This window comes from Kitasatospora sp. NPDC023385, assembly GCF_055664045.1.
Genome location: NZ_JBVOOL010000003.1, coordinates 204,512 through 223,941, shown reverse-complemented (window position 1 = coordinate 223,941; position 19,430 = coordinate 204,512). Strand labels below are relative to the sequence as shown.

18 protein-coding genes and 3 tRNA genes are annotated in these 19,430 nt (G+C 70.8%); 13 read left to right on the top strand and 8 right to left on the bottom strand.

Annotation, left to right across the window (positions count from 1 at the left end; all coding sequences use genetic code 11):
* Positions 1-14 precede the first annotated feature (14 nt).
* The gene (locus AC0B61_RS06960) at positions 15-1,100 is read left to right on the top strand and encodes a UDP-N-acetylmuramate dehydrogenase (RefSeq protein ID WP_471739556.1); all 1,086 of its coding nucleotides are present in this window, start codon (positions 15-17) and stop codon (positions 1,098-1,100) included.
* A gap of 93 nt (positions 1,101-1,193) precedes the next feature.
* Here AC0B61_RS06960 and AC0B61_RS06955 read toward each other — a convergent pair whose 3' ends face one another.
* From AC0B61_RS06955 to AC0B61_RS06925, 7 genes are all read right to left on the bottom strand, one after another.
* Positions 1,194-1,517: a hypothetical protein gene (locus AC0B61_RS06955; RefSeq protein ID WP_471739555.1), complete on the bottom strand. Its 324-nt coding sequence runs from the start codon at positions 1,515-1,517 to the stop codon at positions 1,194-1,196.
* A gap of 111 nt (positions 1,518-1,628) precedes the next feature.
* Positions 1,629-2,033, bottom strand: coding sequence for a plasmid mobilization protein (locus tag AC0B61_RS06950; RefSeq protein WP_471739787.1), 405 nt, complete (start codon positions 2,031-2,033; stop codon positions 1,629-1,631).
* 31 nt (positions 2,034-2,064) lie between these two features.
* Complete coding sequence (locus tag AC0B61_RS06945) at positions 2,065-2,430, bottom strand: hypothetical protein (protein ID WP_471739554.1); 366 nt, start codon at positions 2,428-2,430, stop codon at positions 2,065-2,067.
* Positions 2,431-2,603: 173 nt separating this feature from the next.
* The gene (locus AC0B61_RS06940; RefSeq protein ID WP_471739553.1) at positions 2,604-4,790 is read right to left on the bottom strand and encodes a hypothetical protein; all 2,187 of its coding nucleotides are present in this window, start codon (positions 4,788-4,790) and stop codon (positions 2,604-2,606) included.
* Positions 4,790-5,605, bottom strand: coding sequence for a hypothetical protein (locus tag AC0B61_RS06935; RefSeq protein ID WP_471739552.1), 816 nt, complete (start codon positions 5,603-5,605; stop codon positions 4,790-4,792). The genes AC0B61_RS06940 and AC0B61_RS06935 overlap by 1 nt, the downstream gene beginning before the upstream one ends.
* A 47-nt stretch (positions 5,606-5,652) precedes the next feature.
* Complete coding sequence (locus AC0B61_RS06930; RefSeq protein ID WP_380668313.1) at positions 5,653-6,495, bottom strand: vWA domain-containing protein; 843 nt, start codon at positions 6,493-6,495, stop codon at positions 5,653-5,655.
* Positions 6,496-6,780: 285 nt separating this feature from the next.
* Positions 6,781-7,269, bottom strand: coding sequence for a YajQ family cyclic di-GMP-binding protein (locus AC0B61_RS06925; protein WP_471739551.1), 489 nt, complete (start codon positions 7,267-7,269; stop codon positions 6,781-6,783).
* A 216-nt stretch (positions 7,270-7,485) separates the two neighbouring features.
* Here AC0B61_RS06925 and AC0B61_RS06920 point away from each other — a divergent pair.
* The 7 genes from AC0B61_RS06920 to AC0B61_RS06890 all read left to right on the top strand — a co-directional run bounded on the left by AC0B61_RS06920 (position 7,486) and on the right by AC0B61_RS06890 (position 16,206).
* Positions 7,486-7,567: transfer RNA gene (locus tag AC0B61_RS06920), tRNA-Tyr, on the top strand.
* 725 nt (positions 7,568-8,292) lie between these two features.
* Positions 8,293-8,382 carry a K(+)-transporting ATPase subunit F gene (kdpF, locus tag AC0B61_RS06915; RefSeq protein WP_350519858.1) on the top strand — a complete coding sequence of 30 codons (90 nt, stop codon included), beginning with the start codon at positions 8,293-8,295 and terminating at the stop codon, positions 8,380-8,382.
* A 1-nt stretch (position 8,383) separates the two neighbouring features.
* Positions 8,384-10,048, top strand: a complete 1,665-nt coding sequence (kdpA, locus tag AC0B61_RS06910) for a potassium-transporting ATPase subunit KdpA (protein ID WP_471739550.1) — start codon at positions 8,384-8,386, stop codon at positions 10,046-10,048.
* Positions 10,048-12,162, top strand: coding sequence for a potassium-transporting ATPase subunit KdpB (gene kdpB / locus AC0B61_RS06905; RefSeq protein ID WP_471739549.1), 2,115 nt, complete (start codon positions 10,048-10,050; stop codon positions 12,160-12,162). The genes kdpA and kdpB overlap by 1 nt, the downstream gene beginning before the upstream one ends.
* 17 nt (positions 12,163-12,179) lie before the next feature.
* Complete coding sequence (gene kdpC / locus AC0B61_RS06900; RefSeq protein ID WP_471739548.1) at positions 12,180-12,809, top strand: potassium-transporting ATPase subunit KdpC; 630 nt, start codon at positions 12,180-12,182, stop codon at positions 12,807-12,809.
* Positions 12,810-12,941: 132 nt separating this feature from the next.
* A complete protein-coding gene (locus AC0B61_RS06895; RefSeq protein ID WP_471739547.1) occupies positions 12,942-15,536 on the top strand; it encodes an ATP-binding protein in 2,595 nt (864 codons plus the stop codon).
* Positions 15,529-16,206 (top strand): response regulator, encoded by a 678-nt coding sequence (locus AC0B61_RS06890; protein WP_471739546.1) that lies wholly within the window; start codon positions 15,529-15,531, stop codon positions 16,204-16,206. The genes AC0B61_RS06895 and AC0B61_RS06890 overlap by 8 nt, the downstream gene beginning before the upstream one ends.
* Positions 16,207-16,238: 32 nt before the next feature.
* Here the strand turns inward: AC0B61_RS06890 and AC0B61_RS06885 are convergent, their stop codons facing one another.
* A complete protein-coding gene (locus AC0B61_RS06885) occupies positions 16,239-17,507 on the bottom strand; it encodes an amidohydrolase family protein (protein WP_471739545.1) in 1,269 nt (422 codons plus the stop codon).
* Between the two features lie 254 nt (positions 17,508-17,761).
* Between AC0B61_RS06885 and AC0B61_RS06880 the strand changes: the two genes are divergently transcribed.
* The 5 genes from AC0B61_RS06880 to AC0B61_RS06860 all read left to right on the top strand — a co-directional run bounded on the left by AC0B61_RS06880 (position 17,762) and on the right by AC0B61_RS06860 (position 19,239).
* Positions 17,762-17,834, top strand: a tRNA-Thr gene (locus tag AC0B61_RS06880).
* A 43-nt stretch (positions 17,835-17,877) separates the two neighbouring features.
* Positions 17,878-17,950, top strand: a tRNA-Met gene (locus AC0B61_RS06875).
* Positions 17,951-18,034: 84 nt separating this feature from the next.
* Positions 18,035-18,199 carry a 50S ribosomal protein L33 gene (rpmG, locus tag AC0B61_RS06870; protein WP_006604855.1) on the top strand — a complete coding sequence of 55 codons (165 nt, stop codon included), beginning with the start codon at positions 18,035-18,037 and terminating at the stop codon, positions 18,197-18,199.
* A gap of 153 nt (positions 18,200-18,352) precedes the next feature.
* Positions 18,353-18,811, top strand: a complete 459-nt coding sequence (locus AC0B61_RS06865; protein ID WP_471739544.1) for an FAS1-like dehydratase domain-containing protein — start codon at positions 18,353-18,355, stop codon at positions 18,809-18,811.
* Positions 18,812-18,816: 5 nt separating this feature from the next.
* Positions 18,817-19,239, top strand: coding sequence for a MaoC family dehydratase (locus AC0B61_RS06860; protein ID WP_471739543.1), 423 nt, complete (start codon positions 18,817-18,819; stop codon positions 19,237-19,239).
* The last annotated feature ends 191 nt before the right edge of the window (positions 19,240-19,430 follow it).

The window sequence follows — 19,430 nt, the reverse complement described above, 5'->3', positions numbered from 1 at the left end:
CCCGAGGTACCGCAATGTACGTCCGCACACAGGTCCCGCTGGCTCCGCTCACCACTCTCGGCATCGGCGGAAACGCCGAGACCCTCGCCGAGCTGACCGACGCGGCCGACTTCACCGACGTGGTCGCTCTGGCCGACCGGGAGGGTGCGAGGCCCCTGGTCCTCGGCGGCGGCAGCAACATCCTCGTCGCAGACGCCGGGTGCAGTGCGCCCGTCGTGCGCATGGCCACCCAGGGCGCGGTGTTCGAGCACGGCCTGGACGGCGAGACCGTCACCGTCACCGTCCAGGCCGGGCACGCCCTCCAGGACCTTGTCGAACGGACCGTCGACAACGGCCTGACCGGGATGGAGACGCTGATCGGCATCCCGGGCACCGTTGGCGCCACACCGGTCCAGAACGTCGGCGCGTACGGTCAGGAAGTCGCGGACACCCTCGTGCACGTCACCGCGTGGGACTGGGTCACGGGCCGCGAGGTCATGCTGTCGGCCGAGGACTGTCGGCTCGGACACCGCACCAGCATCTTCAAGCACTCCACCCGCTGGACGCTCCTGACCGTGACCTTCCGGCTCCGGCCCTCGAAGCTGAGCACCCCGATCACGTACGGAATGGTCGCCAAGGAGCTCGATGTCCCCAAGGGAGCTCCGGTTCCCCTGGCGGAAGCGGCAGCCGCGGTGTTGGCGGTGCGACGCAGCAAGGGCATGGTCCTCGACCACGGAGGGGCCGACAACCGCAACGTCGGAAGCGTCTTCCTCAGCCCGGTGGTCGACCTCCGAGAGGCCGAGACGCTCCGGGCCGAGCAGGCACCCGTGAACGACTTCCCGGACGGCCTGACCAGGGTCAGCGCCAGCTGGCTGATCAAGGCCGCCGGCTTCACCCTCGGCCAGACCATCGCGCCAGGCATCCGGATGTCCGGGAAGCACTTCACGCTCGTCGCCGAGGGCCACGCCACCTCCGGCGCCTTCGCCGCAGCCGCTCGAACCGTCGCCGATGCCGTACAGGAGGCCACCGGAATCCAGCTGACCCCCGAACCCGACCTCTTCGGCGACGAGCCGGACTACCTCCGCCTCAAGCAGAAGGCACTCGCCTCGGTGCCCCTCTGACCGGGCAGGCACTCTGCCCTGCGGCAGGGTGCCCACTACCCGATGGTGGCAAGGGGAGGCCGCCGCCGACCGCTGGCAGTCTCCCCGTGTTGTTCAGGTCAGGTTCCAAACTGCTCCGGCGAGGAGGCCGTCGAAGCCCAACCCGGTCATGGCGTCGTCGAAGATGTCCCACTCACGCTCGGGGACGGTGAAGTGCTCGTCGAAGTAGGCGCGGGCGAGGTCGGGCTCGTGCCATTCGCAGGTGCAGCGGCAGCGGACGAAGACCTGGGCACGCACGTTCAGGAGGAGCCAGTCGCGGGTGGCGTCGCACTTCGGGCAGGTGATGGTGATGCCGCGCGGGTCGAGCGTCCCCGGGTGAGGGACGGCACGGATCACGGGACGGTCGGAGGTCCAGTTGGTGTCGGTGGGATCGGGCACGGGCGCCTCCAGGGGTTCTGGCCAGCGGGAACCGACACAAGACGACCCTGTGCGGAAATGTTCCCAACCAGCCAGAACGACATCGAATCGACATCAACTGCCCTGATCGCCCTACCCGCCAACGAGGTTGGCTGCGGTGGTGTCGACCTGGGAGACCGCGAGTCGGACGAGGCGCAGGGTTTCGTCGAGCTCGGCGGGGCGGTGGAAGCCGTTGGCGTGGAGGGCGAAGGAGATCTGGTTCAGGTTGTTGCCGACCCGGGCCAGTTGGGCGCGGGAGTTGGCCAGTTCGTCGACTGCGCGGTCGAGTCGGTCTTGAGGATCGCCCGCGCTGAGGCCGCGGGCGTCGTTCAGACTGCTGGTCGCGCAGAAACGCGAGACGGTCTGGGTGCGGCTGGCGGCGGCGCGGCGGATCTCTTCGTACTCGGCGGCGTTGTATCGGACGGTCACGCGGTGCGGGCGCTGCTGCGGGTCGCGGTGTCGGCGGCGTGGCTGGCGCGCGGGAGTGCTCGAAGCGATGTTCTCAGGGCTGTCGCTGTTCTCCTCAACCTCAGCCGGCGCCCCCTGGTGCCAGGCGGCTGTCCTCGTCCGGTCCGTTCGCGGGCGGCGTCGGCACGGCGGTCCCGTCCGCAGTCCGGTTCAGTCCGGTTTGCCGGACCGCCACGGTCTGGTCCGATCCGGCGGACCGTTCGTCCTCCGGGGACTGTCCGCCGCCGGAAGCGGGGACGGGGGTCAGGATGGGGACCGGCGCTTCGCCGTCCGGCCGGACCGCCGACCGGGTGTGGCGGGTGGTGTGGATGCCGAGGTGGACGGCTCCGGCGAGGGCGAGCGGGGAGATGGCGGACAGGATGCAGACGGAGGTGTCGCTCAGGTGCAGGTGCCCGGTGGCGGTGAGGGTCTGCTGGTTGAGGCGCACGGCGTGGAGGGTGTTGGCCCAGATGCTGGCGGCGGTGGAGGCGCCGAACAGCAGCCAGACGTAGGCGCGGGCGGTGAGCGGAGCAGCGCGAAGGAGTAGCAGGGCGCGGACGCTGTAGGCGACGAACCCGTCGCGTGTTCTCCCCGCAACGTGATCTCGGTCCCAGGTAGGCCCTAGCGGTTCGTCGCGATGAAGCGGAGGTACCGGCGCAGGCCGAAGGCGCGGCGATGTTGTTCGACAGCCGTGGAGAGCTGGGCGACCAGCAGATTGTGGGCGGCGCTCGCGCTGGCGAGTTTGGCTTGTTGCTGGAGAAGCAACGCGCGCTGGTTCTGAGTAGCCGTCTGGTGCTGCTGCTTCTCCGTGTTGGCCTGCTGCTGGCGGGTGGTGATGCGCTGCTGGAGCTGAGTGCGCTTCAGTGAAGCCGCGCTCTCGGCCCGCGCGATGTCGGCTTCGTGCTGTTTCTTCTGCGCGGCGAACTGCTGGCGGATCGCTGTCCGCTCCTGCTGGCTCAGACTGGTCGGAGCCGACTTCTGGGCTCGTTGCTCCAGCGAGGTCCGCCAGCTCTCGAGTGCGGCGGCCCGGACTTCGCCAACGCCCGGAACCTTGACCTCCTGGCCGTTGGGCCTGATGAGGAACGCGTCGCGGTTGTTGTACCGGCTGCTCTGTACATACCGGACACCGGTGAAGTCGGCGGCCGTGCGAATGCCGGCGGCGACCAGCGCGGCGACTGTCCCCGAGCCCATATTAGAGAGCCTCTTGACCTCCTGAATGGAGGATCGGCCGAGTCTTTCCCGGACGTGCGTCCTGATCGCGAACGCCAGCGCGGCTTCCAGCCGCTGCTGCTCCGTGGTGGCCAGCGTGCTCAATTTCGTCCGGAGGCTGCTGGTCTCCTTGTTGAGCGCGCTCGTGATTCGGGCCTGTTCGTCGCGCAGTTCAGCCTGGAGGTTCTTGATCTGCTGATTGATCTGTGCGTCCCGGTGCGCGCTGACCTTGGCCAGGGCATCGATCTCCTCGCGGACCTTCTGCACTGCTGCCGCCGGGTCCTCCACCGTTCCCGCCTGCTGTTGAAGTGCCCGCAGCCGGGCTTTCGAGGCTTTGACCTCGGGACGGGAGGACCGCGTGGCCTGGAGGGCACCACCGGACACGAGGAGAGCCCCGATCTGGGCAGCGGCCAGATAGCCGTAACCGGCGGGCATCACGCTGATGGCGGTCAGCGCCACGGGGGCGGCCGACCCGGTCAGTGCGAGGACTCCGGAGAGGACATCGGTCGCTCGGCGACGCGCGAAGCCCCCGGAGGTGATCGTGCCGGTACTCCCGCTGCTTCCCGCCGGGGCGTTGCGTGGTGGCGGGATGTGCCCGGCAAGCCAGGAGGGGGTTCCGTTCGCAGGGGCTGCTGCAGGAGCCGGACGCTGGGTCGGAATCGCACCGGCTGTGGACAGCGCCGGTACCGCGCGGGTGCCCGTGAGGAGGCTGTGCGTTTGCGCGGCCAGCGCTCGAAGGTTCGGGTCCGAATGGGTCAGCAGCAGGCTCCAGGCCAGCGAGGACCGCGGTTCCTTGAAGTCATCCTCTTTCAGAATCAGGAACTCTCCCTGATCGTCGTGCAGTTGAGCCCAGATGTCGGGATCGGTGGCAATCGCGACCAGGCTGAGGTGGATGATCCAGGACGAGAAGCGGTCCATCGAGGGGCCGAAGTCCGAGCTCGTGCGGCTCGGGGACTGGTAGTTGCGGTGGCCGTTCTCCGTGGACCCCTGTCCCTTGAGGTCTGGAACGTACATTCCGTCGTAGTCGACGAGGCGGAACGTGCAATCGGACGCGACCAGGAGGTTTCCGTGCTGGAGGTCGCCATGGGCGATGCCGAGCTTCTCCAGGTCGGCCACCAGTGCGGAGAACTGCTCGGCAACCCTGAGGATGGCCGTCGAGTCCCGAACGTTCCGGTCGATCCAGGTGATCAGATTGGTGCCCTCCGCCCAGGCCATCTTCAGGGTCGGGTACCACTGGCCGGCGACGAGGACGCCCCGCGGCAGATACTCGATTCCGACCGGCCAGGGCTGGGACAGCTTGGCGTGCCTGAGGCCGGCGAGCTGCTTGCTGATGGCCTGGTAGCGGGCCTCCAGGGTGCTGCTGTCGCGGGTGAAGCACTTCAGCGCGTATCGCTGACCACCCGGGGCGGTGATGGAGAAGACGCTCGCGAAGTTCCCTGAGATCGCCTTCGGCCCGAGCACGGGGCTCTGCTGGACCGTACCGTGTTTGAGATCGGGGTCCTCGAAACACAGCGCGGGGTTCTGAAGGGCTTCCACATAGTTCGCGCCGGTCGGAAATCTGCGTCCGGCGACAGGTCCACCAGCGGGGGAGACCGCCATCACCCCTCCGTCTTCACCCGCACGCGAATGAGGGCTACGTCGTCGTTGCGCATCCGGGACTCGGCCCGCTCGTGATGGAGCCAGTCGGCGAATGTCTCCTCGCCCAGATCGGCGAGCCTGCCCAACTGCTTCCCTGCTCCGCCCGATTCGATCTCGGGGTGCGACAGCAGCCACGCCGCCAGGGCATCGGTTGCCAGGAGGAGCTCGTCGTGTGTGCGCAGCTCGTCCGCTGCGGCCGACATCCGGCTGGCGATCAGCGTGGCGTCCCGGTTGCGGCTGCTCAGAAGTTGAGGGGTGATTCCGAATCCGTGGCCGTCCGTGATGGGGAACGAAGTGACCAGGCGGCCGTCACGGAGGTGGAGGAGACAACTGTCGCCGAGGGCGAGGGCACGCCAGGCCCAGCGTGGCGCCGCCTCGGAACCCTCCGGACCGGGGGGTACCGCCTGCACGTGAACGGCTGTCAGCGTTGCGAAGGCCCCCTTTTCCAGACCCGGTTGCTCGTACCAGGCGATCGGCCGCCCGCTGGCCGCCCGCTCCGCCTGGTACGTCGAGAGGTACCCATCCCACTGGTCGACGGTGCGGGCCAGGAGATCCTCGACGAAGGCCCCGGACAGGACGCCCTGCCGATCCCCCCGCTCATCGGCAGCCACCATCGACGCGACCGCGCCCTTCACCAGTTGCCCGGCCCAAGCTCCGGCGAGCAGGCTCTCGGACGCCCCGTCGGACACGGCGGCGAAGAACGAGCTGGTGTCGGAAGACAACGAGGCCTCGATGGCGTCCTCGCATTCCTCCAACGAGTTGCCCGTCTTGGGCACGCGGAAGTGCTGGACGTCAAGGGGCGTTGAGTGCGCGCCCACGCCGTTCAGCGCAGTTCCGTGGCGCGCGTACCGATGTCGAGGAACTCGATGATGGACGTGATGTCGGCGTTGTAGACGAAACCGCGCGTGGCCTCGCTGACGCGGTGGCCCTGCGAAGCGGCGTAGGAACGCATGTGGCTCGGCAGCACGCTCGACATGTGGAAGAGCAACCGGGAGTAGGTATCCGGGAGTTCGCTTTCGCTGTCGGGGAAGGTGACGGGAGTTCCGCTCGCCCCGGACACGTGCAGGTTGAAGAGGAGCACCGGCCCGTCGGCGGTGGCGTGCGAGGCGAGCCCGATGGCCGCGCTCGTGGGGTCGCCGTCGGTGGACTCGCCGTCCGTCAGGTTGAGGACGATGGGCGGGAAGCCGCCCGGGTGCTGGTCGACCCAGCGGGCGACCAGGGAGTCGGCGTAGCCGAGGGCCCGGGTCATCGGGGTGCCGCCGTTGGTGACCGGGTCCATCCAGACCGGGAACTGCACGGTCGTTTCGACGAGACCGCCGGCGCCGTCCGGAACCTTCTTCGTACGGCTCTCCAGACGGGCGGGGCTGTTTGCGATCTCGCTCAGCGGCACGAGGTCACGCCCGGCCAGCGCGCCGGTGAAGGCGGAGCCGACCTGGGTGTGGCCGTAGCCGATCACGGCGACGTGGAAGTAGTCGCGGACGCCTTCTTCCTTCGCGCACTTGACCGACAGCTCGGTCAGCAGCCGGTTGATGGCGTCGGACACGACCTGGGCGCGTTGCTGGACCATCTCGCCGCTGCCGATGGGATCGCTCATCGATGCGGACTGGTCCACCAGGAAGATGAAGCAGCCGGGGTTGGTGCGGCTGATTTCGGCGGTGTAAGGCATCTCGGTGACCCGGCTCCTCTTGCGCGACGGGGGACCGAATCGCACGGCAGCAGGAACACGTGCGGGAAAGCCTGACCCCCAGGGGAGCCGATCGTAGCGGATGGTGTGCTATGGAGTCACCGTGTTCTGGAGCCGGAAGCCTCTGTGGCGAACACCTCCGCGTTCACCCGCGGCGGGACGAGGAGGGCACAACGAGGACGGCGATCGGGGCTGTCCCCGCCGAAGTGCCCTCGTTGTGCCCTGTGGCCACCCGGACCCTGCGTTTCCGCAGGTCAGCGGCGTCTACTAGCGGTAGTTCACGTACTGGATCGCGAAGTCCAGGTCCTTGCCCTTGAGCAGGGCCTGCACGGCCTGGAGGTCGTCGCGGCTCTTCGAGGTGACGCGCAGCTCGTCGCCCTGGACCTGCGCCTTGACGCCCTTCGGGCCCTCGTCACGGATGATCTTCGCGACCTTCTTCGCGTCCTCCGTGGTGATGCCCTCCTTGATGTCGGCGAAGATCTTGTACTCCTTGCCGGACAACTGGGGCTCGCCGGCGTCCAGCGCCTTCAGCGACAGGCCGCGCTTGATGAACTTCGTCTGCAGCACGTCGAGGATGGCCCGCACGCGCTCCTCGCCGTTGGCCTTCATCTCGATCTTCTCGCCGGAGCGGCTGATCTCGCCGCCCACGCCCTTGAAGTCGAAGCGCGTCGCGATCTCGCGGGAGGTCTGGTTGATCGCGTTGTCGACCTCCTGCCACTCGACCTTCGAGACGATGTCGAAACTGGAGTCGGCCATGGGTGTTGGTCTCCTTGATGCTCTGGCTTCACTGGCACGGCCCGCCCCACGGGGCGTCCGCCGCCCCAGCCTATCCAGCGCCACCCCGCGTTCGCCCGCCCCGGCGGCACGGCGGCCCGTGGTCCTCGCGCGGCCTATCGAGTGGCGAAGCACCCCCTGGCATCAGGTATGGTTTACCACGTCGAACGGGGCAAACACCCCGGTCGGCGAAATCCTGGCTGGTTGCCCGAGCGGCCAAAGGGAGCAGACTGTAAATCTGCCGGCATAGCCTACGTAGGTTCGAACCCTACACCAGCCACAGGATAGAGAAACGGCCCCCGATCTGCGGAAACGCGGATCGGGGGCCGTTTCGTTTCCCGCCCGTCGTGGCCTTTCCGCCTGCCCCGCCTGTCCCTCCCGCCTCGCCCGTTCGGGGCGCGCGTGTGGGCACACTTATTGCGCATTGCTTGCAATTACGGGACTGGGGCAGCAGAGTGGGGAGCCGGGGGTGGGAGTCCTTCCGAGCTGATCGTCTTCCCAACCGGCGCCCGCCGGGACAACGGCTCACCCACCCCCGCCAACAGCCACCGGCCGGAGTTGCGGAGGCCCGATCGGAGCGTCAAGGCCCGGTCGGCGCCCACTCGTCGCCGCATCGGGAACGCGTCGGGAACACATCGGGAACGCATGGACGGCCCCGGACGGCAGCTTGCCGCCCGGGGCCTTCTGCTTTCCGGCGGCCCTTCCACCGGCCCTTCCACCGGGCCTTCCGCGGGGGTCTCGGTCTCGGGCAGGTGAAGCGTCCGTCAAGGTCGCGTCAACGCGGCGCTATCACCCGTATGGAGGGCGTCAGGGCTCCGAAACGCGCCTCCGGCCGCTGCTTTGCTGCATCTGCCGGTCTTCCGCCGGCGCCGCGCGAGCCGTTCGGCCAGGTCGCGGCATCTCCCGAAGCACGCTGGTGGAGCCCATGTCCGATCTCATCTACGTCGGTGTCACGGTCGCCGTGTTCGCCGTCATCGCCCTGGTCGCGCGGGGGGTGGAGAAGCTGTGAGCGCCGAGAACGTCGCTGGTCTCATCGTGGCCGTCGCACTTGTCGGCTATCTCGTCGTGGCGCTGATCTTCCCGGAGAAGTTCTGACATGGGGTCCACTCTCGCGGGCTGGCTGCAGGCCCTCGCCCTCGTCGGCGCGCTGGCCCTGTGCTACCGCCCGCTCGGCGACTACATCGCCCGTATCCTGACCACCTCCAAGCACCTCAGAGCCGAGCGCGGCATCTACCGGCTGATCGGCGTCGACGGTGACGCCGATCAGCGGTGGCCGGTGTACCTGCGCTCGGTGCTGGCCTTCTCGGCCGTCTCGGTGCTCTTCCTGTACGGCCTGATCCGGCTGCAGGGCTACCTGCTGCTGAACCTGGGTGTTCCGCAGATGTCGGGCCACCAGGCCTGGAACACCGCGATCTCGTTCGTCGCCAACACCAACTGGCAGTCCTACGCGGGTGAGTCCGCGATGGGCCACCTGGTGCAGATGGCGGGCCTGGCGGTGCAGAACTTCGTCTCCGCGGCCGTCGGCATAGCCGTGGTGGCCGCGCTGGTCCGGGGCTTCACCCGGAACAGGACGGACCGGGTGGGCAACTTCTGGGTCGACCTGGTCCGGATCAACCTGCGCCTGCTGCTGCCGGTCTCGATCGTGTTCGCCCTGGTCCTGGCCGCCAGCGGCGTGATCCAGAACTTCCACGGCTTCCACGAGGTGACCACGCTCGGCGGCGGGGTGCAGAGGATCCCGGGCGGCCCGGTGGCCTCCCAGGAGGTCATCAAGCTGCTCGGCACGAACGGCGGCGGCTTCTTCAACGCCAACTCGGCGCACCCGTTCGAGAATCCCAACGGCTTCTCCAACCTGGTCGAGGTCTTCCTGCTCCTGGTGATCCCGTTCGCGCTGCCCCGGACCTTCGGCCGGATGGTCGGCGACCACCGCCAGGGCTATGCGATCGTCGCGGTGATGGGCCTGTTCTGGGTCGCCTCGGCCGCGCTGCTCACCTTCGCCGAGGCGCAGCACCAGGGCAGCGCCCTGCAGGCCGCGGGCGCCGCGATGGAGGGCAAGGAGCAGCGGTTCGGCATCGCCGCCAGTTCGCTGTTCGCCGCCTCGACGACGCTGACCTCGACCGGCGCGGTGAACTCGTTCCACGACTCGTACACGCCGTTCGGCGGCGGGCTGACGGTCTTCGACATGATGCTGGGGGAGATCGCGCCCGGCGGCACCGGCTCCGGCCTGTACGGGATGCTCGTGCTGGCGGTCGTGGCGGTGTTCGTCGCCGGCCTGATGGTCGGCCGCACCCCCGAGTACCTGGGCAAGAAGCTCGGCGGCCGGGAGATGAAGTTCGCGTCGCTGTACATCCTCACCACGCCGACGATCGTGCTGGTCGGCACGGGTGTGGCGATGGCCCTGCCGGGCGAGCGGGCCGGGATGCTCAACTCGGGCGCCCACGGCTTCGCCGAGGTGCTGTACGCCTTCACGTCGGCCGCCAACAACAACGGCTCGGCCTTCGGCGGCCTCACCGTCAACACCGACTGGTACGACACGGCGCTCGGCCTGGCGATGGTCTTCGGGCGTCTCCTGCCGATGGTCTTCGTCCTGGCGCTGGCCGGTGCGCTCGCCCGGCAGCAGCCGGTGCCGGCGACTCCGGGCACCCTGCCCACTCACAAGCCGCTGTTCGTGGGCCTGCTGTCGGGCGTGATCCTGATCGTCGTCGGCCTCACCTACTTCCCGGCCCTGGCTCTCGGGCCGATCGCGGAAGGTCTCTCCTCCTGATGTCCACTCCTACGCTCAACCCCGCACCGGCCGCGCAGGCCGAGCCCGCCGCGCCGCACAGAGTGGCGAGCGGCCTCCTCGATCCGAAGCTGATCGTCGCGTCGCTGCCGGACGCGGTGAAGAAGCTCGACCCCCGGGTGATGGTCAAGAACCCGGTGATGTTCGTGGTCGAGGTCGGCTCGGTCGTCACCACCGTCTCCGCGATCGTCGACCCGTCCGTGTTCGCCTGGACCATCGCCGTCTGGCTGTGGCTGACCACCGTGTTCGCCAATCTGGCCGAGGCCGTCGCCGAGGGCCGCGGCAAGGCGCAGGCCGACACCCTGCGCAGGACCAAGTCCGAGAGCGTCGCCCGCCGGCTCACCGACTGGCCCGCCTCGCAGGCCGAGGAGGAGGTGCCGGGCACGGCCCTGCGCCTCGGCGACCACGTGGTGGTCGAGGCCGGGCAGACCATCCCCGGCGACGGTGACGTGGTCGAGGGTGTCGCGTCGGTCGACGAGTCGGCGATCACCGGTGAGTCCGCGCCGGTCATCCGCGAGTCCGGCGGTGACCGCAGCGCCGTCACCGGCGGCACCAAGGTGCTGTCCGACCGGATCGTGGTGAAGATCGCCGCGGAGCCCGGCAAGTCCTTCATCGACCGGATGATCGCCCTGGTCGAGGGCGCCGCCCGGCAGAAGACGCCGAACGAGATCGCGCTCAACATCCTGCTCGCCTCGCTGACCGTCGTCTTCCTGGTCGCGGTCGTCACGCTCCAGCCGATGGCCACCTACGCGGGCGCCCCGCAGTCGATGATCGTCCTGGTCGCGCTGATCGTGGCGCTCATCCCGACCACCATCGGCGCGCTGCTGTCCGCGATCGGCATCGCCGGCATGGACCGCCTTGTGCAGCGCAACGTGCTGGCGATGTCCGGCCGTGCCGTCGAGGCCGCCGGGGACGTCAACACCCTGCTGCTCGACAAGACCGGCACCATCACCCTGGGCAACCGCCAGGCCGCGGAGTTCCTCGCGGTGAGCGGTGTCCCCACCGACGAGATGGCCGGCGCTGCCCAGCTGTCGTCGCTGGCGGACGAGACGCCCGAGGGCCGCTCGATCGTGGTCCTCGCCAAGAGCGAGTACGGCCTGCGGGCCCGCGCCCAGGGCGAGTTGACGCACGCCACCTGGGTGCCGTTCACTGCTCAGACCCGGATGTCGGGTGTGGACCTGGACGAGCCCGCGGGTGTCCACCAGGTCCGCAAGGGCGCGGCCGCGGCCGTGTCCGCCTGGGTCGCCGAGAACGGCGGCCGGGTCACCGACGAGGTGTCGGCGCTGGTCGACGGGATCTCGGCCGCGGGCGGCACGCCGCTGGTCGTGGCGACCAGGGTCGGCTCGGCTCCGGCCAGGGTCCTCGGAGTGATCCACCTCAAGGACGTGGTCAAGGAGGGCATGCGGGAGCGCTTCGACGAGCTGCGCCGGATGGGCATCAGGACCGTCATGATCACGGGCGACAACCCGCTGACCGCCAAGGCGATCGCGGAGGAGGCCGGCGTGGACGACTTCCTCGCCGAGGCCACGCCCGAGGACAAGATGGCCCTGATCAAGAAGGAGCAGGAGGGCGGCAAGCTGGTCGCGATGACCGGCGACGGCACCAACGACGCCCCCGCGCTCGCCCAGGCCGACGTCGGCGTCGCGATGAACACCGGGACCATGGCGGCCAAGGAGGCCGGCAACATGGTCGACCTCGACTCCAACCCGACCAAGCTGATCGAGATCGTGGAGATCGGCAAGCAGCTGCTGATCACCCGCGGCGCGCTGACCACCTTCTCGATCGCCAACGACGTGGCCAAGTACTTCGCGATCATCCCCGCGATGTTCGCCGGGGTCTACCCGGGCCTGAGCCACCTCAACATCATGGGCCTGCACAGCCCGCAGTCCGCGATCACCTCGGCGATCGTCTTCAACGCCCTGGTCATCATCGGCCTGATCCCGCTCGCCCTGCGCGGCGTGAAGTACCGCCCGTCCGACGCCGGCTCGCTGCTGCGCCGCAACATCGGGGTCTACGGCTTCGGCGGCCTGGTGGTGCCGTTCGTCGGCATCAAGCTGATCGACCTGCTCGTCCAGTTCATTCCCGGCCTCAACTGAGAGAGGAGTCCACCGCCATGTCCAAGCCCCTGCCCGCCGCCGTGCGGACACACTTCACGGCCCTGCGCGTACTCCTCGTGCTGACCGTGATCCTCGGAGTCGCGTACCCGCTGCTCGTCACCGGGATCTCCCAGGTCGCCTTCAGCGACAAGGCGAACGGCTCGATCGTGACGGCCGACGGCAAGGAGGTCGGTTCCAGCCTGCTCGGCCAGAACTACGACCTGCCCAAGAAGAACCCGGACGACCCGAAGGAGGAGGCGCAGCCGGACCCGAAGTGGTTCCAGCCCCGGCCCGCCGCCAACGGCTACGCCGGTGACAACTCCGGTGCGAGCAACCTCGGCCCGAACAGCGAGGACCTGCTGAAGGCCGTCAACGACCGCCGTGCCGCCGTCGCCGCGTTCGACGGCGTCGACCCGGCGACCGTCCCGGCCGACGCGCTGACCGCCTCCGGCTCCGGCCTCGACCCGGACATCTCGGTGCCCTACGCCAAGGAGCAGGTCGACCGGGTCGCCAAGGCCCGCAACCTCCCGACCGACACGGTGCGCCGGCTGGTCGAGAAGTACACCGAGGGCCGCCCGCTCGGCTTCCTCGGCAGCGAGGCGGTCAACGTCGTCCTGCTCAACAGGGCGCTGAGCGAGCAGAAGTGACGCCGCATCACGTATGCGGATGACCGGGTCGGCCCGGGCGTGGGAGCATCCCTCCCGCGCCCGGGCCGACCGGCCCGCGTCCGCGGACGCGCACCGACCGGCTGTCCCCTCCCGATGGAAAGAGCAGTGCCCATGGCCCGCGACCTCACCCCCGGCTCCGGCATCCGCGGCGGCCGGCTCAGGGTGTACCTCGGCTCCGCGCCGGGGGTCGGCAAGACCTACCGGATGCTGGACGAGGCCAGGCGCAGACGCCGGCGCGGGGCCGACGTCGTGGTCGGGTACGTCGAGTGCCACGGCCGGCGCCACACCGAGGACATGCTGGCCGGCCTGGAGGTCCTGCCGAGGGCCCACCGCTCCTACCGAGACGCCGAGTTCGAGGAGATGGACCTCGACGCCGTGCTCGCCCGCCGGCCGGCCGTCGTCCTGGTGGACGAGCTGGCGCACACCAACATCCCCGGCGGCCGGCACGCCAAGCGCTGGCAGGACGTCGAGGAACTGCTCGCCGCCGGGATCGACGTCCTCACCACCGTCAACATCCAGCACCTGGAGTCACTGAACGACGTCGTCCGGAAGATCACCGGCATCCCCCAGCGCGAGACCGTCCCGGACGAGGTGGTCCGCCGGGCCGACCAGATCGAACTCGTCGACATGGCGCCGCAGGCACTGCGCCGCCGGATGGCCCACGGCAACGTCTACAAGGCGGAGAAGGTGGACGCCGCGCTCTCGAACTACTTCCGGGTCGGCAACCTCACCGCCCTGCGCGAACTCGCCCTGCTCTGGGTCGCCGGGCGGGTCGACGAGGGCCTGCGCGACTACCGGGCCAGCCACGACATCGACCGGGTCTGGGAGACCCGCGAGCGCGTCGTGGTCGCCCTCACCGGCGGCCCCGAAGGCGAAACGATCATCCGCCGGGCCGCCCGGATCGCCGACCGGACGGCCGGCGGCGAACTGCTGGCCGTCCACGTCACCCGCAGCGACGGCCTGGCCGGCGCCTCCTCCGGCGCACTCGCCCAGCAGCGGCAGCTGGTGGAGACCCTCGGCGGCAGCTATCACGTGGTGGTCGGCGACGACATCCCCACCGCGCTGCTCGCCTTCGCCCGCGCCCACGACGCCACCCAACTGGTACTCGGCACCAGCCGCCGCGGCCGGACCAGCCGCTTCCTGACCGGCCCCGGCATCGGCGAGACCACCGTGGACGCCTCCGAGGACATCGACGTCCACATGGTCACCCACGAGTTCACCGGCCGCGGCCGGCTGCCCTCCCTCGGCCGCCGCCACTCCAGGCGCCGCACCGTCCTCGGCTACGCGGCGGGCTTCGCGGTGCCCTGGCTGCTCACCGCGCTGCTCTCCCAGGCGCACCACCGGATCAACCTCACCACCGACGCGCTGATCTTCCAGCTCGGCGTGGTCATCGTCGCCCTGCTCGGCGGCGCCGTGTCCGCCCTGGTGGCCGCGCTCATCGCCTCGGTGCTGCTGAACTACTACTTCATCCCGCCGATCCACAGCCTGACCATCGGCGAGACCAACAACATCGTCGCCCTGGTGGTCTTCGCGGCCATCGCGCTCGCCGTCTCCACCGTGGTCGACCACGCCGGCCGGCTCACCACCCGGGCCGCCCGCGCCACCGCCGAGGCCGAGACGCTCTCCACCCTGGCGGGCAGCGTGCTGCGCGGCGCGGACGCGCTGCCCGCCCTGCTGGAGAAGTCCCGGACGGCCTTCGGCATGCGGGCCGTCGCCCTGCTCTCCCGCGGCGACGGCGAGGTGCTCGCCCACTGCGAAGGCGGGAGCCCGCCGGGGCACCCGGGTGCGCCCCCACCGGGCGGCTTCGAGCCCGCCGACGGGCCGAACGAGACCACCGAGGTCCCGGTCGGCACGGACGCCGTCCTGGTGCTCACCGGCCGCCGGCTGCCCGCCGCCGACCAGCGGGTGCTGACCGCCTTCGCCGCCCACGTCGCCGCCGCGCTGGAACGCGACCGGCTGGCCGTGGTCGCCGCCGAGGTCGAGCCGATCAGGGCCGCCGACCGGATGCGCACCGCCCTGCTCGCCGCCGTCAGCCACGACCTGCGCACCCCGCTCGCCGCCGCCCGCGCCTCGGTCGCCTCGCTGCGCAGCCCCGACGTCGAGTTCTCGCCCGAGGACCAGGCCGAACTCCTCGCCACCGCCGACGAGTCGCTGGTCAAGCTCACCCGCCTGGTCGACAACCTGCTGGACATGAGCCGCCTCCAGGCCGGCGCCCTCACCCTGCACCTCACCGAGACCCACCTGGACGAGATCCTGCCCCGGGCGCTCGACAGCCTCCCCGACCCGTCCGCACCCGTCCAGCCGCTCGACCTGACGGTGGACCTGGACGGCGGGGCCCCGCCGGTGCTCGCCGACCCGCCGCTGCTGGAACGCGTGCTCGCCAACGTCATCACCAACGCGCTGCGCCACAACGCCCCCGGCACGCCCGTCCTGGTCACCACCAGCCACCACGCCGACCAGGTCGAGATCCGGGTGATCGACCGCGGCCCCGGCATCGCCCCCGAGGACCGCGACCGGGTCTTCCTGCCCTTCCAACGGCTCGGCGACACCGACAACACCACCGGCGTCGGCCTGGGCCTCGCCCTCTCCCGCGGCCTCGCCGAGGCCATGGGCGGCAGCCTGGAGGTCGAGGACACCCCCGGCGGCGGCACCACGATGCTGCTCACCCTGCCCGCCGCCACCCGGGAGGAGCCCCGGCATGAGTGACATCCTGATCGTCGACGACGAACCGGCCCTGCTGCGCACCCTGCGGATCAACCTCAGCGCCCGGGACTACGCCGTCCGCACCGCCGCCGGCGGCGGCGAGGCGCTCGACCGCGCCGCGCACCGCGCCCCCGACGCCGTCCTGCTCGACCTCGGCCTGCCCGACCTCGACGGGATGGACGTGCTGCGCGGCCTGCGCGCCGCCCACGGTGCGATGCCGATCATCGTGCTCTCCGGCCGGAGCGACGCCGCCGACAAGGTCGGCGCCCTCGACGCGGGCGCCGACGACTACCTCACCAAGCCGTTCCTGATGGACGAACTGCTGGCCCGGCTGCGCGCCGTGCTGCGCCGGCTGCCGGGCGGCGCCGCCCCGGGCCGACCGGTGATCGGCGACCACACCGTGGACCTCGCGGCCACCACCGTGACCGGCCCCCGCGGCACCGTGCGGCTCACCCCGACCGAGTGGCGGATCCTCACCCTGCTGCTCGCCAACCCCGGCCGGCTGGTGCCCGGACGGCAGATCCTGCGCGAGGTGTGGGGCCCGGCGCAGGAGGGCCGCGGCAACTACCTGCGGGTCTACCTCGCCGGGCTGCGCCGCAAGTTGGAGCGCGACCCGGCCCGGCCGCGCCACCTGGTCACCGAGCCGGGGATCGGGTACCGGTACGTGCCGTAGCGCCCCGGCCCCCGCCGCCGGCTCCCGCGGCTTCAGTCCTCGGCGCTCCCGGACTGCCGGGGCAGCGCCAGGGCCACGGTGTCCGCGAACTCCCGCACCGCGCTGGTCCGGCTGACCACCCGGCCGCTGTGCACCACCAGCCTGCTGTGCCCGCCCGCGAGTGCCCCGGCCAGGCTGTCCCCGCGCACCGCCAGCAGCTCCGCGGGGAACCCGGCGTCCACCCGGACGGGCGGCAGCCCGAGCACCGCCCGGGCCTGGTTCGCCACCGCGTCGTACGCCGCGTCCGGGCCCAACTCCCCGCCGGCCGCCAGCAGGTACGCCGACTCCAGCGGATCCGCCCGGCCGACCGGGTTGGACGGATCGCGCAACGCCCCGCTGCCCGCCGCCAGCGGCACCTGGGCCGCCGCCAACTCCCGCAGCAGACCCGGTCGCAGGCCCGCCGCCCGGCCCTCCAGGCCGGTGCAGCCGCCGTTCTGCGGCAGGCACACCACCCGTACCCCGCCGGTCGCCAGCACCGCCGACGCGCCGTGGGCCAGCGCGCCGCACGGGCCGAGCGTCACCCGGGGCCGCAGCGGCGCCAGGACCCCGACCAGCCGGGACAGCCGGACGGCGTCCGCGGCCGTGGTGTGCAGGTCCACCGGGCAGTCCGCCTCCCGGGCGGCCTCCAGCAGCACTTGCACGTACCCGGACGGGTCCGGATCCAGCTCCGGGCAGCCGCCGGCCGCCGTGGCGCCCAGCTTCAGCGCCTCGCGCAGCTGCGCCCGGCCGTCCGCGCCGGCCCGGCCGGTGAGCAGCCGGGGCATCGCCACCGCCTGCAGGTCGGCCAGCCCGCGCAGCGCCTGCCGGGCGGTGAGCACCGCCTCCAGCCGGCGCAGCCCGTGCACGTCGCCGATCCGGACGTGGGTGCGCTGGGCGGTGGCGCCGTAGCCGAGCGAGGTGAGCGCGGCTTCGGTGACCCGGCGGGTGAGGTCGGCCTGAGTGTCCGGAGGCGGGGCGGGCAGGGCGGCGGAGAAGGCGGTGTCGTAGTGGGCGTGCGCCTCGGCGGGGGCCGGGAGCAGCAGGTAGCCCTTGAGGTCGATCCGGGCGCCGGTGGTGACGGTGGGCGCGCCGGGCGGGGCGGGCAGCGGGCCGAGGCTGCCGACGGTGCCGACGGCCTGGATCCGGTCGCCGCTGATCCGGACGTCCACCACCCGCCCGTCGGCCAGCCGGGCGCCGGTGAGCAGCAGGACCGGACCGTGCCCGAGCGGGTTGGCCGCCGGGCCGGGCCCCTGGTGCGGCCCGTCGGCGGCTGCGCTGTCCATCGCCGGCTCCTTCGCGTGCCGGCCCGTGCGGTCGGCCGGTCGTTTGCCCGATCAATGAGCGTCGAGCCTATGGGGCGCGGGGGCGGGGTGCCGGGAGGCGGGCAATAGTCGTATCGGGTCGGGCCGTGCGGCTCGCGGGCCGATCGAACGCCCGGCCTTGGATCGTTCGTCCGTGCACCTCGCCGACCTGCGATCTTCGCCGCGGGATACGGATTTCACCTCCGGGCGCGAAACGTGTAATCTCTTCCTCGTTCGCCCCTATAGCTCAGTCGGTAGAGCGTCTCCATGGTAAGGAGAAGGTCTGCGGTTCGATTCCGCATGGGGGCTCTGGTGAGAGGCAGTCGGCTTCGGCTGTGCTGCGGATCACTGTGGCGGTGTAGCTCAGTTGGTAGAGCAAGCGGCTCATAATCGCTGTGTCACCGGTTCAAGTCCGGTCACCGCTACCCCGCGTAGTCGGTCGGGAGATCGCACTCCCGGTCGGCTACTCTTGTCGTGTTCTTATTCGTTGTCCCCAGGAAGGCACTCCCGTGGCTGCCACCGATGTCCGCCCGAAGATCACGCTGGCCTGCGTGGAGTGCAAGGAGCGGAACTACATCACCAAGAAGAACCGGCGTAACGACCCGGACCGTCTTGAGATGAAGAAGCACTGCCCCCGCTGCAACTCGCACACCGCGCACCGCGAGACCCGCTGACCCTCTCGCAGGGCACCGGGCCTGTGTGAACCAGGTCTTCGGCTCCGGGCCGCATCCCTCAATGGGGGGTGCGGCCCGGAGCCTTTTTCGTATCGGTCCGCGTATCCGTTCGCGTGTCCGTCCGCATATCCATCCGTGTTCCGAGGAGCTGCCATGGCACTCGACCCCTCCTTCATCGGGCGTAGCTACCCGCCCACCGAGCCGTACGAGGTCGGCCGGGAGAAGATCCGCGAGTTCGCGACCGCGATCGGCGACGCCAACCCGGTGTACGTCGACGCGGAGGCGGCGAAGGCGCTCGGCCACCCGGACGTGATCGCCCCGCCGACCTTCCCGTTCGTGATCACCTACAGTGCGGCCGGCCAGGTCGTGGGGGATCCGGAGCTGGGCCTGGACTTCAGCCGGGTCGTGCACGGCGACCAGAAGTTCGCCTACACCCGCCCGGTGCGGGCCGGTGACCGGCTGTCGGTCGTGGTGACCATCGACAACATCAAGTCGCTGGCGGGCAATGACGTGATCACCGTGCGTGGCGAGGTGACGGATGCGACCGGCGAGCACGTGGTGACGTCGGTCATGACCCTGGTGGCCCGGGCCGCCGACGAGGCGGGGGAGTGAGCGCGATGGCGATCAGCTACGACGAGGTCGAGGTCGGCACCGAGCTGCCGGCGCAGTCCTTCCCGGTGACCCGCGACACACTGGTGCGGTACGCGGGCGCTTCGGGAGACTTCAACCCGATCCACTGGAACGAGAAGTTCGCCCTGGAGGTCGGCCTGCCGGACGTCATCGCGCACGGCATGTTCACCATGGCCGAGGCCGTCCGGGTGGTCACCGACTGGGTGGGCGACCCGGCCGCGGTGGTCGAGTACGGCGTGCGCTTCACCCGGCCGGTGCCGGTGCCGAACGACGGGGTGGGCGCGGTGGTCGAGGTCTCGGCCAAGGTCGCCAAGAAGCTGGACGACCGCAGGGTGCAGGTCGACCTGCTGGTCACCGCGGGCGGGCAGAAGGTCCTCGGGATGGCCAGGGCGGTCGTCCGGCTCGGCTGAGCCGGGCCCGGGTCGTGCGGCCGTGCCGCTGTCCGGTCGTGCGGCCGTGCCGCTGTCCGGCCGTCGGGCCGTCCGGGCGCGGGGGGGGGGGGGGGGGGGGGGGCCCCCCCCCCCCCCCCGCCCGGGGGGGGGGGGGGGGGGGGGGTTGGGGCACAACGTTGGGGCGAGGGGGGGGGGGGGCACCCCCAGGG

Excerpts from the sequence above, each read along its gene's own strand:
- kdpC (WP_471739548.1), top strand. The coding sequence starts at position 12,180 with ATGTCCAAGCCCCTGCCCGCCGCCGTGCGGACACACTTCACGGCCCTG.
- AC0B61_RS06930 (WP_380668313.1), bottom strand. The coding sequence starts at position 6,495 with ATGCCTTACACCGCCGAAATCAGCCGCACCAACCCCGGCTGCTTCATC.
- kdpA (WP_471739550.1), top strand. The coding sequence starts at position 8,384 with ATGGGGTCCACTCTCGCGGGCTGGCTGCAGGCCCTCGCCCTCGTCGGC.
- AC0B61_RS06890 (WP_471739546.1), top strand. The coding sequence starts at position 15,529 with ATGAGTGACATCCTGATCGTCGACGACGAACCGGCCCTGCTGCGCACC.
- AC0B61_RS06885 (WP_471739545.1), bottom strand. The coding sequence starts at position 17,507 with ATGGACAGCGCAGCCGCCGACGGGCCGCACCAGGGGCCCGGCCCGGCG.
- AC0B61_RS06960 (WP_471739556.1), top strand. The coding sequence starts at position 15 with ATGTACGTCCGCACACAGGTCCCGCTGGCTCCGCTCACCACTCTCGGC.
- AC0B61_RS06925 (WP_471739551.1), bottom strand. The coding sequence starts at position 7,269 with ATGGCCGACTCCAGTTTCGACATCGTCTCGAAGGTCGAGTGGCAGGAG.
- AC0B61_RS06865 (WP_471739544.1), top strand. The coding sequence starts at position 18,353 with ATGGCACTCGACCCCTCCTTCATCGGGCGTAGCTACCCGCCCACCGAG.
- AC0B61_RS06895 (WP_471739547.1), top strand. The coding sequence starts at position 12,942 with ATGGCCCGCGACCTCACCCCCGGCTCCGGCATCCGCGGCGGCCGGCTC.
- kdpB (WP_471739549.1), top strand. The coding sequence starts at position 10,048 with ATGTCCACTCCTACGCTCAACCCCGCACCGGCCGCGCAGGCCGAGCCC.
- AC0B61_RS06940 (WP_471739553.1), bottom strand. The coding sequence starts at position 4,790 with ATGGCGGTCTCCCCCGCTGGTGGACCTGTCGCCGGACGCAGATTTCCG.
- AC0B61_RS06860 (WP_471739543.1), top strand. The coding sequence starts at position 18,817 with ATGGCGATCAGCTACGACGAGGTCGAGGTCGGCACCGAGCTGCCGGCG.